Source organism: Prevotella sp. ICM33 (genome assembly GCF_000517825.1).
GTDB lineage: Bacteria > Bacteroidota > Bacteroidia > Bacteroidales > Bacteroidaceae > Prevotella > Prevotella melaninogenica.
This window is the reverse complement of the sequence record NZ_JACD01000086.1, coordinates 16,234-29,369: the sequence shown is the minus strand read 5'-3', so window position 1 is coordinate 29,369 and position 13,136 is coordinate 16,234. Positions and strand designations below refer to the sequence as shown.

Genomic DNA, 13,136 nt, shown 5'->3' with positions numbered 1-13,136 from the left:
GTAAATAAATTTCTAAACGAACAAGCGTTTAAACTACGATCTGAAAGGGGTGTCACTCAAATACGATTGGGGTTTAAGATTCCTTTCAACAAGAATGTAGCATTCTGATTACGTGCTACTCCCTTTGTAATCTTATACGAATAAGTGATATCCTCGCCTAACTCGATCTCAAAACAATAATTATGAAAACGCCCTGCGTATTCCTCTTCCATCTTTGAAAGTTCAAGGTCGTGAGTAGCAATAACGCCTGTTACATTGCGTTCGGCAATATACTGCAAGAAAAGACGAGAGCCATTCAACTTATCGAGAGAGTTTGTTCCCTTCAAAATCTCGTCCAAAATAATCAGACTTGGTACATCATCACGCAACGAGCCTAACAACTGCTTCAAACGAAGTAGCTCTGCATTGAAATAAGAGATGCCATGAGTGAGATCGTCTGTGGTGCGCATACTCGTAAAGAGATGGAATACTGAGACCTTCAACTGCTTAGCAAAGACCGGCAAACCATTCATCGCCAAGAGGTAATTTATACCCAACGAGCGCAGGAAAGTACTCTTACCTGCCATATTCGCACCCGTAACAATATAATACTCATGATCATGGATTGTGAAGTCGTTTGCAACAGCCTTCTCGCCAAGGAAGGGATGATAAAGATTTTTCGCCTCATAAACTACCTTATTCTCCTCGCTGATTTCTGCCTGTACTGCCCTATCTTCATTCAATCGGAAGTTACCCATTGACACCAAAGCATCAAAGAGATTTAGACTATCTATCCACTCATTCGTGCGCTGCTCATAAGTATGTTGCCAACGAAGGAAGAGTCTTACGATAGTAATGTCAATCAAAGCAAAGCTATTGAAGACAAAGACACCCACCTCGTTACTTCTGTTATCAATCTTTTGTAAGATAAGTTCTAACTGTTCGAAAGACTCCTCTGCACCCGCAAGTTTCTGTTTCAAAGCTTGTAGTTCGGCAGACTTAAACTCAGTCTTATTAACCAATTTCAATACACGTAAGTAGCCATCTACCTGCGTATGTACCTTTGCTATCAGTTCAGAAATGACACGCATGTGCTTATGCCCACAAAGAAAAGAGAACATAAAGTTAAATATTCCCCACCATACAGGTAATAAAAAAGGAACCAATCCCACAATGGAAAGCACAATACTCACATAGAAACCAAGTAAATCTGCATAACAGAAATAACATAAAAGAGAGCTATGAAAAAACTTTGGAAAACTCTGGCAATGAACATCCGTCAATGCTTTCAGCACTTCTTCCGTATTGATTCGTTCCTTTACACCTAAAGATTTGAATTCTGACAAGAATGGTTCTGCTTTCCCTAATTCGTCAACAGAAGCCATTCGTTGACGTATCTGCCCAACAAGTACCTCCCTCTTTGCACTGCCCCATTCCGTAGACAGACAGGCTGCCAACTGGTCACTACCACCAGTTGAGATAGTGCGGTTCATCCTTTGAAACAGAGAACCTATACCAAAGACATCCATATCAAAGGTATAAGAATGTTGCGGACTGACATATTGCCCGCCAGCTTCAAAGCCTGAATAGTCACCTTTCTGATAGGCTATCTCGTTTTGGTAGACCAGCAATAAAGCCTCCCCTTTATTTATCTTTCGGTCGTTCAACACGTCACGACGACGAATGTAAAGATAAAACAATAATGCAGCTAAGGCACAGAAAAGTGTCCAAGCTGCATTATCCAATAAGGTGTAGAGAACTACAAAACCAATAGCTACCAAAAAAGAACCGATTTCTGTCAGGATAAAAACACGACTACGGTTACGGAGAGAAACGAGCGTTTTGCTCGTCTCTTCTGCTTTATGCTGATACAAATCAGTCAAATCTTTATTCATACGTAAACAAATATAATATTCAAGGGGTACTAATCCGTCACCACCTCTTTGCTCACACGACCATCGCTGTACTTCACTATGTTGATTCCCTTTTGTGGAGTCGTGATACGTCGACCGTCAAGTGTGTAGCGCTCAGCCTCAACAGCTGTGCGAGTTCCTTCTGAAACAGAAGAGATGCCAGTAGTCTTAAACTCTGAAATACTGCACTTAGCAGCGTTCTCTATTTTACCAGTATTCGTATTAATCAGCAGAACACAGACACGTAGATTTTCCTTCTTCTGTATGACGTTCTTACTTTTAATATTCTTAAAGACATACGTGTGACTCTGTGCTTCATCTGCCTTAATCGGTGCTTTAAGGTGACCTGTTCGAGCAGTCATTACTCCATCTGCAGCAATAGCTACAAAGTTGTTCTCAAGATTATAAATAGTTCCAGGCGCATTGACAAAATAATCGAGTTCATCTGATATGCCATAAAACTGCGTACGATTATTATAAAAGTTAGCTTGTTTCCAGTTGTGGCTTGACATTCCATCCTCTGTCAACACGTAAGCGAAGCCATAAGGAGCTTCTTCTCGGTTCAGCCGGAAGGTTACAGTGGGGGTTACTGTGATATTATTCTTCTCCTTGTCCCACATTGCTGACACTTCTATATCCATATAAGCACCTTTTGATCGTTCCGTTTCAAACTCTGTTTGTGCTATATAAGACCCAAGCGTTAGGTCTCTATTCATAGTCAATGAAGGACGACTCTTGTATTCTGCAGCTTTCCAAGCATAGTCCTCACAGTTTAAAGGTTCATAACCACGTCCCGTATGAATAGCAATACCTATGAAATCATCACCATACTTATGTGCAAGATTCTCCATTAATGCTATACCACGTGGACAGTATTGGCACCACATTCCAGTGTACTCTTCAACGACAACTCTCCTATGAGCCACCTTAGTAACAGTTACTCTCGGAAGCGAAGCATAGTTGATTGTTGCATTATTCCGTTCTCCATTTACTTTCGTAATCGTGAAAATAAGATCATTTTCACCTAACTCTGTATATGGTGGAACATCAACTTCTATCGTAGTATCATCATAACGACCCAATGCTTGGGGCAGAACATAGTGCTTTGAATCTATTTCTTGCCCATTAAAAGAAAGTGTATAATCGAAGTTTCGGACAATAGTTCTACCGTAATTGGAAACTGTCATCCTTCCCTTTACAGTCTTTGCCGAGAGAGGAACATATACCTTCTGCCCTGCAGCAGCAATAAGACTATGGTCTTGTGCATTAACGTTTACCGCATAACAGATGACTGCGATAAACGTAAGAAACTGTATATAAAACTTACTTAACATATCAGATTATGGTTATTAAAGGTGTATGTTCAGCGAACAACGTACTTCTTTGTAGAGGCAACGCCCTTCTGCTTTACGATATAAATACCCTTAGAAAGATTTGACAAAGACGTAATTTGCTTATGTAACAACACACCCTGAGTATTGTAAACATCAAATGTAAGACCCTTCTGCGATGCTACCGAAGCAATACCTGCTGCATTAGTATCAAACTTAATAGTAATCGATGGGCCTTCCTTCTCTTGCTCAGAACCAAATTCTTTTACTTTAAGTTTAAGCGTTATTGAGCAGTTCTCGAATTCTCCATAGAAGTGTTCTATGTCAATAGCTTCCTTATCTGAACCAACAGAAAAAAGCTTATCACCAACCTCGTAACTACCTATTTCTGAATTATTAGTACACTTTTCAAACGCACAAACCTGCACTTCGCCTTCATCTATATTGTTAATGATATAGGAAAGACTTACATTTAAAGACTTATCCGACTTGTTTTGAAGATGCACTTTTCCTACTATTTTATTCCCTTCAAAAGGAAATTCGGATGGAACAGCCTTATTCAAGACAACTACTGTACCGTTAGGAATAACTCTACCTTGCTCATCGAGGAAGGCAACATCATTAGAACTTGTCTGTGCCTGTGCACTAACAAAAAGACTGGTCAGCAGACCAATAAACACGAGTAAACGTAATTTCATATTGATTTTTTTATAATTATATTCTTAATTGATGATGATTCATTGCTTAGAGCGAAACCTTTCGGCGTACAGCCTGCAATACTCCGCTATCATTATAGAAGAAACCTACTATCCATGCGTTCTTTGGAACAATACCTTCTGGGAGTGTATATGTTGTTTTCTCCTTATGAATACCCTTTGTAGAGAGCATTAATTCCGTCCCCCACTCGCCATTAATAGCAGCACGGAACACATGATTATGTACATATTCTTTCTCCACTTTATTGTTTGGAAACATCTGTGGAGCAACGATACTATCCTCAACTAACCACAACTGTAGCTTCCCTTTCACATCATCAGCTAAGGTTTTCAAGTCGGTTTCAATCTCCACCTGATGTGTAGTTGCCTCATACTGGCATTTAAGATCTATACCTATGGTTGTTGTTTGAGCGAACTCATCATAGATTCGTCCTGCCCAAGTATCTTTAGAAAGCACACCTCCACGACGATTGATAATGGCTTTTGGCACATTTGGAACTGCCCAATACTTATAATAGACATCACCCACATCAGTGCGCAAACCAACGAACCCAGTCCCACTCTTGATTGCGAGTGGACCCGCATGAAAGGCAACAGCAATCAGTTTGTCTGCACCATAAAGCTTTTGCTGCTCTGCTATCGCTTCTGAAGCAGCTGGACAGAAGATGCAACGCTGTCCTGTGAAATCCTCTACCAGTACATTCCGCTGAACAGTAGCAGCCGGAACCTCTATCAGTCGCTCGTCAGATCCAACCGAATCGCAGCCTGTCAAAAGCGCAACCACAGCTAAAAGAGATATATAAAAACTTTTCATTTCCTATCAGAAGTTATAATTATAAGAGAGGGTCAAACCCTTTGTTGCTGGGATATAACGACATACGCCACCCGAACAGTTGAAGCCTGCACGTGTCCGACCATAGCCTAATTGCAAGCGATGAGCACCACCACTATAGGTTACATAACCTTGGTAGTAATGCACCCGAGTATTACCAACATTATAAAGGTCACTCAATGTGAACATCCAATGCGGTGCAAGCGACAGTTCACCCAATCCAAACAACCAGTCCTTGTCGCCGTCTTTCGATGCAAGATACTGTGCCTCTACACGCAATGTTGTGTTAGGCGCAAGCTTTTGTTTGACATCTGCCACAAAGATATGCGAATTAAGCATTCCTCCATGTCCTTCGAGTAGCATCTGATTGTAACGCTGATACATATACATCAGATTGAGTTTCGTATCTTTAGCAAGTCGCTTTTCCAACTGTATATCAATATCTTGATAATAGGTAGCGTCTCCCCATGCCCAGAACGGACTGCCATAACCATCTGTTCCGATGTCACCTGCACCATTCTTACGCACGGAATGGACATGTGAGAAGTTCACCTTTGCTGTCATTCCATACTTACCACCTAACAAAGAACCCTTTTTAAAGGTATAAGCTACAGCTGCTTGATATGCCCATTCACCCTCTGGACGTGTGGCATAAGGATAAAGTGCTGCCAAAGTATAGGTATGCTCCATCGTGAATGGGGGCAGATGATTGATGAAAGAGGAGATTCCCTCCATTCCTCTACGGCTTCGGAAACCCATATTTGTACTACGCTTTGCCTGTAGAAGCAGACTCATTCCACGCTTTGAATAGGAACCAGAGAGCATTGCTACATAACCATTACGATAGATATAGCCATTATCATGGGAAGGATCCTGCGACTTCATTGCCACCTCTGCCAATATATTGAACGAGCGATGTTGCACACGTAGACGCATATCAAAGGCATTGACATTAAGTGGAAGGCGCAAACGATGGGTTGGATCAACCATTACCACCTCGTCTCGCTCATGTTTATTAAGATAGGAAGCACCAAACATTAGATAGGTGTTATGCTGTTGTAGGGACTTAAACAACTCATCAATATTCCATTCAACATCAGCCCCAGTCATCCAACTCTTGTTATAACTCCAATATCTACGCTGCCGACCCGTTAGCACTTTCACTGCAACACCAGCACAAGGTTGATAGTTCAGCCGCGCACCTTGTAGGGAATTATCAATTCCCAAGCTGCGTTCTTCATACGAACGGAGAATAAAACCAGAGCCAAACTGCTCGTAGAAGCTACCCAAGGTAAGTTCCGCATTCTTGTAACGACCTTTCAAGTAAGCGTAAGGAACACCCCAACCCTTAAAGTCACTCTCGTATCCAGGAAGCGGATGCTTCAAATACTCCAGTCTTGCACCAGCCTCAACATAACGACTCGATAGCTTTAAGTCGAGATAAGTGTTCGTCAAGAAACGACCATCGGTAGCCTCAGCACCTGTCGTACTGTCCTTTTGAGCCAACAGCATATCACTCTGAATACTTCCAGAAAGGCGCAATTTATCGGACTCCTGTGCATACAGAGATACACCGCTCATACCTATGAGCAGTCCTATCATCATCCATCTTTTCATAGAATTACTTGCCAGCTACCTCTTTCACCTTCTTATATAACTCAGCTTCAGCGCCATCAGTATAGCCGTTGTGCTTATAAACAATCCTACCCTGTCCGTCAAGCAATACGGTATAAGGTACAGACTGGATTCCTAACGAACGACGGAACTCGCCATTAGCATCGAGCAACACATCATAACGCCAGCCATTCTGGTCGACCATAGGCTTTACCTTATTGACATTCTGCGCCTGATCAATAGACACAGCAACGAGTCGAACACCCGTTTCTTGTTGCCAATCGTCATAGACCTCATCAATACTTGTGAGTTCACGATTACAAGGCTTGCACCAAGTAGCAAAGAAAGCTATGATAAGAGGCTTGCCATTGTTTGAGATAGTGTCGGTTTGTACGGTTCTCCCTTCTATGTCTTTGAGAATCACTTTGGATAGACGTTCTTGTGCAGACGCTGCAAAGCTTATCAACAACAAACAAAGGGATAAAAATAATTTATTCATTGTTTTTAATTATATTGCAGCTACAAAAATACTAAAAAAAAGCGATAAAACAAAGAAGAAACTGCCAAAGACTGACAAGACTACATACCTTAATCTATTTTAGATGCCTTTGCTATGCACATTATCTCTACTAAACCCATTTTCTTTGAAAGAAATACTATCTTATCTTCAAATAAGTTTTATATACTTTTTGACATCTGATGTGCTCCCCAAATTAAGTAAATAGAACCTCTTTCTGTAATTGGCACCCTTATATTCAGCCATCCGCACCATCCGTGTTAGTACTCCGCACCACATGTGCGAAGCCTTAGCACCATCTGTGCGGAGCATCAACACAACAATCAAAAACGGTAAGAAGAACCAATTGATAACGTTATTATAATTCATAAATATCCATGAATTACTCATACAAGATTACATTTTCTGTACAAGGCACATATAAAATCCTTCCTAACAGAAACTTATCAACTGCTTAAGACCATCTATATAAACAAAAAAGATTACTTGCCGGCAACATTAAAGCTGCTAACAAGTAATCTTAGATGTATACGTAGCACCTTCAATGAATAGGCTACGTTATGTCATTTCTTCTGTAAAAGCCTTTATGCTTACTTACTATTTTGTTTCTTCTTAGACCCTTTCAGCCACATATAACCTATCAGTAAGATGAAAGCAGCCAAGATACAAAGTAGCTGTACGGCATATTCTTGTGGGTGAACCCAGAACTCCTTAAAGAAATTAATACGTCCGAGAATCTCTACTGGAGTCCAGAATACAATCACAGTAGCGATTGCCATACGGATATTTGCACCCCATGAAGCAATATAAAGCTGCTTTTTCAACATATAAAGTGCGCCGATAAAACAGCCTATACCTACTAAGAAGGTCACTGGATGATGGTCGCCAAGGAAGTTCTTATCGTAACAGAACATCAGTAAGAGGTAAGAAGCCCAAAGAATCATGTTCACCTCCATAAAGGTGACAATAGATGTATGGCGTGTCATTGGTTGGAAAGCAATCTCATTCTTACGCTTTCCGAAAAGCCGTTTCTGAATCCATGTGATAAAGTTACAACCATTGCGCGTACTGAAAATATACATTGTCATCATCATCATCCAGAAACCAAAAGAGGCTGGAAGAATCAGATATTCTGGCTTAGTCACAACCACTCCGTTTTCAATCTCTGGTTGTACACCAAAGCGGTGAGCGTAATATTGGAAGAGAAACTCCACCCAGCCAGTCCAGAAAAGCAAACCACCAATAAGTCCCCAAAGTGTCTGACGAGTATCGCCTTTGACAAACACACCGATAATGACCATTATCAAACCTACGAATCCCATAGTAAAGCCAGCATAATGTACGGCTTCTGTAGTCATGGTCTTTTCCATCATGATCATAAGAGCATGACCCAAAGGCATCGTGAACAACACAAGGATAAACGAGGCGAGTGTTCGCCATAAATAGATTTTACTTTTTCCCATAAATTAAAAACGTATTGAGAGCTTAAAATAGTTTATCAACATCAACTGACATTCCAATCATTAAGTTTGTTCCATCAGTCAATGGACAGTTCAAATAATAATATTCTGGTTTATAATTAAAGATGTTATCAAGGATTACACTTACCTTCACACCCTTACCGATGCGCTGCACCAAGGAGAGTTTGAAGAGTGCATATGCAGGGTAATGTATTGTTTTTATACCCTTAGAGATGTCATAGTAATCAACAAACTCTTCATTGTCGACTGCTGAGAGGAAACGACCATCAAGTCCGATATTCGTTCCATAGTTCTTCAACCACTGATGATCCCAATCGATATGACCTGTCATAGAGTGTTTGCGAGCAGGTATATACTGATTGTTTACAGAGTTGCTATTCTTGTCTTTTGGTAGGCGTTCATTGGTATAAGCATAGCTTAAACGAGCTGTAAGACCATTCGCCCAACGTGCTTGTGCCGTTGCTTCTCCTCCACTAACCGTATAGTTGTCCAAGTTAAGGTAAGGAAGACGTGGGATAATGTCTGATGGATTCTTATAGTAAGGTGCACCAGTTGCAATCTTATTTTCAATCTTGTTGCAATAAGCACTTACTGTAAAGTTATAGCGTCCCTTAGTATAATCAACCGAAGCATTAAAGTTCTGGCTTACTTCTGGCTTCAAAGAAGGGTTGCCTTCAACAATCCATATACCCGACATATCAAAGTTATAGTACTTCTCTTTCAATGTCGGTGCACGGAAACCCATGCCATAACTGAGTCGAACATTTAGGTTTCTTATTGGTTGATAACGTGCACTAACCTTCGGAGTCAGTCTTGAGATGTGTCCATCAGAGAAGTAGTCGTAACGCAAGGCACCGACGACTTCCCACTTCGGACTGATGTTCCAGTCGTATTGTGCAAAGGCATCAAAAGAGTCTTGCTTACGAATTCGCCCCTCCAAGTTGGTATTAAAGAGATAATCATGCATATAGTCTGCACCCACAGAAAGGACGTTTTCCCCATCAAAAGTGTGATTATAAAGCAAGCGAAGACTGTTCTGTACATTTGAATAGTCACGGATATCCAATCGAGTGATGCGCTGATAGTCTGACTTATCATACTGATCAAAAGCATAGGAGAAGTCAACACTATTAACAAGGTCTGGTGTCCATGTTCCACGAAGACCACCTGAAAAGTCACGATAGCGTTCTGGCACCTCTGATGTACGCACCAACTGACGATAGAAATAACCTGCACGCCCTGTCAAACGAAGCTTTTCATTCAACCTAAAAGTGAGCTGTTCCTTAAAGTTCCAAACAGCATCACCATAGATAGTTGAGACAACTCGTGTGATTGGATTGGCTCCATTATGTACATTAAAGTTGTCAGAACTATTCCGATTCACTGTCAGTAAGTTGTTCCACTTGCCTCTTGCGTATTGCCATGATAGTCCATAACGTTGCTCGTTGTGGCGACCAAAGCGCATGTTAAGGTTAAGTGCGCATGGATTTGGCTTTTTCTTGGTGATGATATTGATAACTCCACCGGCAGCATTAGAGCCATAAAGGGCTGAAGCAGCACCTTTCACAATCTCGATATGGTCAACATTATCCATACCAATACGAGTGAAGTCGACATCGTCCATCGTCTCACCAGCAAGGCGTTCACCGTCAACAAGAATCAACATACTCTGTCCACCAAAGCCAGAGAAGTTCATATGTACCTGCTGATTCATGGCATATGAGAACTCAATACCCGGTATTACCTGCTGCAATACATCACGCAGATTGGTGGCATCAGTCTTCATAATATCATCAGCTGTGATGAGTTTCGTCAACACAGGGGTATTGGCAAGTAGCTTCGGTGTACGTGTTCCCGTCACTACAACCTGTTCTAACTCTAAGGATTTGTATATAGAATCAGGCAACTCATCAGCCCACATCGACGTAGGAAGCAGACAAACAAGAGCTGATAGTATAATGGTTTTTTGTTTCATAACCAATCAAAAGATCTCATAACCTTATCCCTATTCTCTGAAAGAGCCGTTTGTGAGATGGTTTTCTGTTGTAGTTAATATGGATATTTATAATTGATTTTCAACCAACATTTGGTTCCATCGGTACCAATATAGTTCTCCAACTGTAGAGCAGCATACTTTCCATTCTTCAGACGAAGAATAAAGACATGACTATTCATGGTAAAAGATGGTGGCATTGGGGGGATTTCGATTTTCAACCAAGAGGAAAGTACCTTATTGATACGTATTCCTTGACAGCCAATCAGACTCATAAGCATCTGCGACTGGTCCTCCCAAACCTCGTTCTCTGTCCATTCATCTTCTTGGAATGTTGCTCCTAAGAAATAGGAACTATTCTTTGGAAGTTCATTCAAAGAGGTGTACTTCGTTTCAAGTACTGCTCCACCGTTTGTTCTTACATTGTTACGATGAAAGGCAATGCTCCACGACTGTGGTTCAAGTTGTGCATCTGTAGCAGTAAAACCACGCTTTTCATTTACCGAGATACCTTTTCCAAAGACATCAAACCAGTAAGTGTACATACCCGTTTTCCCATCACCACTACCCGATGTCAGATTTGTTGGGATGGCATAATGTGTGAAGCTCGTCTGTGCCTTAAGCAATCCTGCAGTGTCTTTACGCTCGATATACATCTGTAAAGAGTCAAAGTCAACATAATACCAGTCCTTCCAACTGGCGGCATTAACAAGGAGTTGACCTTCCGTTGTTACATTTGCTGTGGCTGGAGCCTCATCATATATATCTTCAAAAATGCCGTTACAGGCTGTCACCATCATCATAATGGCACAGCCTGCAAGGGTAGAAATAGGGCGAAATACTCTGTGCATGAGCGTATAACGTTTTACTTAGCCTTCTTACCAGTATAAGTTGCTGAGATTGGGAATGGCATTCTGCCTACCTTATAATTGTTAGTTATGGTCAATGTACCATCCTCAGCAAGTGTAACGGTCATCTTACTTGTTTTTCCAAACTCGTAATTTTCATCCCTTTCCATCGCGCCGCCAGTTGCCTTGAAGTGTACTTTGATGCCGTCTTCACTATAGTCACGACTAAAGCTATTGGTTGCCTTATCGTAAGCAAGGTTCTTTACAGTGTATGTTCCTAATGTTAAGTTATTCATCATAGTAACACCTGTGTACTTCTCTTCAGATGCTGTCACATTGATAGTACCATCATTATTAGCTGTAATCGTATAACCAACAGTAGCTGATACGAAAGGACCCATAGCTGGACCAACCTTCAATGATGTCGTACCAGAATAATTTCCTGCCACCTTTGACGCTGCTGAAGCCTCAGCATAATGCCAAGTAATATCAGTACCACCCATGAGTGATGGGATTGTTATCTTAATTTCTCTCATCGAACCACTCATCGTAGCATCATACTCCTTCGCTGTGCCACCACCATTTGGGTTCGCAATCTTCATCTTACCAGTACCGTTAATTGCGTGCTTATCCATGGTTATCACGAAAGAACCAGTACCCCACTGAGTATCAGAGAACTCTGCAAGGAACTTAGCACCGTCCTGCAACACCTTAATCTTAGCACCAGTGTCAAAACGAGCATTGTCGAGTACTCTGTTCTTTACAGTCAAATAGCCTGCAAACTCGTGTATCAACTTTGGTTGTGAAGGGGTTTCACTTGGCAAGAACTCAATCTTTGAAATATCTGATGCGTTATAAGTTACAACGCTACCATCAGTTTTTGTTACCTTTAATGACTGTGCCTGTACTGCGAGTGCACTCAATAAAGATACGATTACTAAAGTAAAAATCTTTTTCATTTACGTATGAATTTAAATGTCTTAGATAATGATTTAACTACAAAAACGCCTGTTTGTCCGTCGAGAGGAATCTCAACAGAACCACTCTGGCTTACGGTTGCACGACCTACCAACTGTCCGTTGATTGTGTAAACAGCTACTTGGCTACCTGCTTTCAAGCCTTCTCCCTTCAAGGAGTTACCAAAAGAAAAGACAGCATTGTTGCTTTCTACATCCAGCGTTCCAATACCTGTTGGTTGATTAGCAAAGGCAAAAGCACGAAAATCTGTCAAAGGATACTCTATTCTTTGACTTCCAGCAGTCAAAATCATAGCGGTGGAAGTGAAAGTAACAGTAGGTTTCTCAGACAGAGCAAAATAAGTGTCTTTGCCATCTTTGTCACTTACTTTTACATAGTCAGCAGCAGAGGCAGAGAGTGTACTCATAGAAGCTAACAGTGTAACAGCAAGCGAAAGAAATAAAGTTTTAATTCTCATATTACTGATTCTGTTTATATTAATTTCTAATTTGAGTGCAAAGTTATAAGAATCAACATTATAATACAATACCTAATAATTATGATTTTAACCCAAATTAGATAAGCTAACAAAGAAAGATAAAATACAAGACAAATGTAAGATTGGTATGAAAAGTATGCGTCTTATGCAAACAACTTACTCCCATATTATTGACCATTGTAAACTATTTTCATGCAACTCAAAACCTGTATATGCTCTTTTGGCTTCTAAAAGACGCCTAATTGACTTCTAAAAGATGCCCTTTTCAAGTCTAACTAACGCCCTTTTCAAGTCCAATTAGGCACCTATTGCATCACCACTTTATAACTAACTGATTTCTTGATGGTTACAAACCTACTTTTAATACGCATTTTTATCCTTGTTTGTAGGTATTTTATTTGAAATTATGTAATTATTTTTCATAACCTTGTATACGGATTTTCGAAGTATTAAGAT

Annotated in this window: 11 protein-coding genes; all 11 read right to left on the bottom strand. The window is 40.7% G+C overall.

The features are described from left to right. Positions 1-56: 56 nt before the first annotated feature. Positions 57-1,874, bottom strand: coding sequence for a DNA mismatch repair protein MutS (locus tag HMPREF1505_RS10600; RefSeq protein ID WP_036925254.1), 1,818 nt, complete (start codon positions 1,872-1,874; stop codon positions 57-59). A 29-nt stretch (positions 1,875-1,903) separates the two neighbouring features. After that, on the bottom strand, positions 1,904-3,226 hold the full coding sequence (locus HMPREF1505_RS10595) for a hypothetical protein (protein WP_036925251.1): 1,323 nt from the start codon (positions 3,224-3,226) through the stop codon (positions 1,904-1,906). A 29-nt stretch (positions 3,227-3,255) separates the two neighbouring features. Then, entirely contained in the window at positions 3,256-3,921 is a 666-nt protein-coding gene (locus HMPREF1505_RS10590) for a hypothetical protein (RefSeq protein WP_036925249.1), read from the bottom strand. Between the two features lie 46 nt (positions 3,922-3,967). Beyond that, positions 3,968-4,753, bottom strand: a complete 786-nt coding sequence (locus HMPREF1505_RS10585) for an Omp28 family outer membrane lipoprotein (protein WP_036925247.1) — start codon at positions 4,751-4,753, stop codon at positions 3,968-3,970. Positions 4,754-4,759: 6 nt separating this feature from the next. Next, positions 4,760-6,388 (bottom strand): DUF6029 family protein, encoded by a 1,629-nt coding sequence (locus HMPREF1505_RS10580; protein WP_036925246.1) that lies wholly within the window; start codon positions 6,386-6,388, stop codon positions 4,760-4,762. 4 nt (positions 6,389-6,392) lie between these two features. Then, on the bottom strand, positions 6,393-6,884 hold the full coding sequence (locus HMPREF1505_RS10575; RefSeq protein ID WP_036863699.1) for a TlpA disulfide reductase family protein: 492 nt from the start codon (positions 6,882-6,884) through the stop codon (positions 6,393-6,395). A gap of 608 nt (positions 6,885-7,492) precedes the next feature. Continuing rightward, entirely contained in the window at positions 7,493-8,365 is an 873-nt protein-coding gene (locus HMPREF1505_RS10565) for a hypothetical protein (protein ID WP_036925242.1), read from the bottom strand. Positions 8,366-8,387: 22 nt separating this feature from the next. After that, positions 8,388-10,358, bottom strand: coding sequence for a TonB-dependent siderophore receptor (locus tag HMPREF1505_RS10560; RefSeq protein WP_036925240.1), 1,971 nt, complete (start codon positions 10,356-10,358; stop codon positions 8,388-8,390). Between the two features lie 74 nt (positions 10,359-10,432). Next, the gene (locus HMPREF1505_RS10555) at positions 10,433-11,227 is read right to left on the bottom strand and encodes an HmuY family protein (RefSeq protein WP_036925237.1); all 795 of its coding nucleotides are present in this window, start codon (positions 11,225-11,227) and stop codon (positions 10,433-10,435) included. Positions 11,228-11,241: 14 nt separating this feature from the next. Then, a complete protein-coding gene (locus tag HMPREF1505_RS10550; RefSeq protein WP_036925234.1) occupies positions 11,242-12,183 on the bottom strand; it encodes a calycin-like domain-containing protein in 942 nt (313 codons plus the stop codon). Further along, complete coding sequence (locus HMPREF1505_RS10545) at positions 12,180-12,659, bottom strand: hypothetical protein (RefSeq protein WP_036925232.1); 480 nt, start codon at positions 12,657-12,659, stop codon at positions 12,180-12,182. The genes HMPREF1505_RS10550 and HMPREF1505_RS10545 overlap by 4 nt, the downstream gene beginning before the upstream one ends. Between the last annotated feature and the right edge of the window lie 477 nt (positions 12,660-13,136).

Coding starts and splice junctions, on each gene's coding strand:
- HMPREF1505_RS10600 (WP_036925254.1), bottom strand. CDS start 1,874: ATGAATAAAGATTTGACTGATTTGTATCAGCATAAAGCAGAAGAGACG.
- HMPREF1505_RS10595 (WP_036925251.1), bottom strand. CDS start 3,226: ATGTTAAGTAAGTTTTATATACAGTTTCTTACGTTTATCGCAGTCATC.
- HMPREF1505_RS10590 (WP_036925249.1), bottom strand. CDS start 3,921: ATGAAATTACGTTTACTCGTGTTTATTGGTCTGCTGACCAGTCTTTTT.
- HMPREF1505_RS10585 (WP_036925247.1), bottom strand. CDS start 4,753: ATGAAAAGTTTTTATATATCTCTTTTAGCTGTGGTTGCGCTTTTGACA.
- HMPREF1505_RS10580 (WP_036925246.1), bottom strand. CDS start 6,388: ATGAAAAGATGGATGATGATAGGACTGCTCATAGGTATGAGCGGTGTA.
- HMPREF1505_RS10575 (WP_036863699.1), bottom strand. CDS start 6,884: ATGAATAAATTATTTTTATCCCTTTGTTTGTTGTTGATAAGCTTTGCA.
- HMPREF1505_RS10565 (WP_036925242.1), bottom strand. CDS start 8,365: ATGGGAAAAAGTAAAATCTATTTATGGCGAACACTCGCCTCGTTTATC.
- HMPREF1505_RS10560 (WP_036925240.1), bottom strand. CDS start 10,358: ATGAAACAAAAAACCATTATACTATCAGCTCTTGTTTGTCTGCTTCCT.
- HMPREF1505_RS10555 (WP_036925237.1), bottom strand. CDS start 11,227: ATGCACAGAGTATTTCGCCCTATTTCTACCCTTGCAGGCTGTGCCATT.
- HMPREF1505_RS10550 (WP_036925234.1), bottom strand. CDS start 12,183: ATGAAAAAGATTTTTACTTTAGTAATCGTATCTTTATTGAGTGCACTC.
- HMPREF1505_RS10545 (WP_036925232.1), bottom strand. CDS start 12,659: ATGAGAATTAAAACTTTATTTCTTTCGCTTGCTGTTACACTGTTAGCT.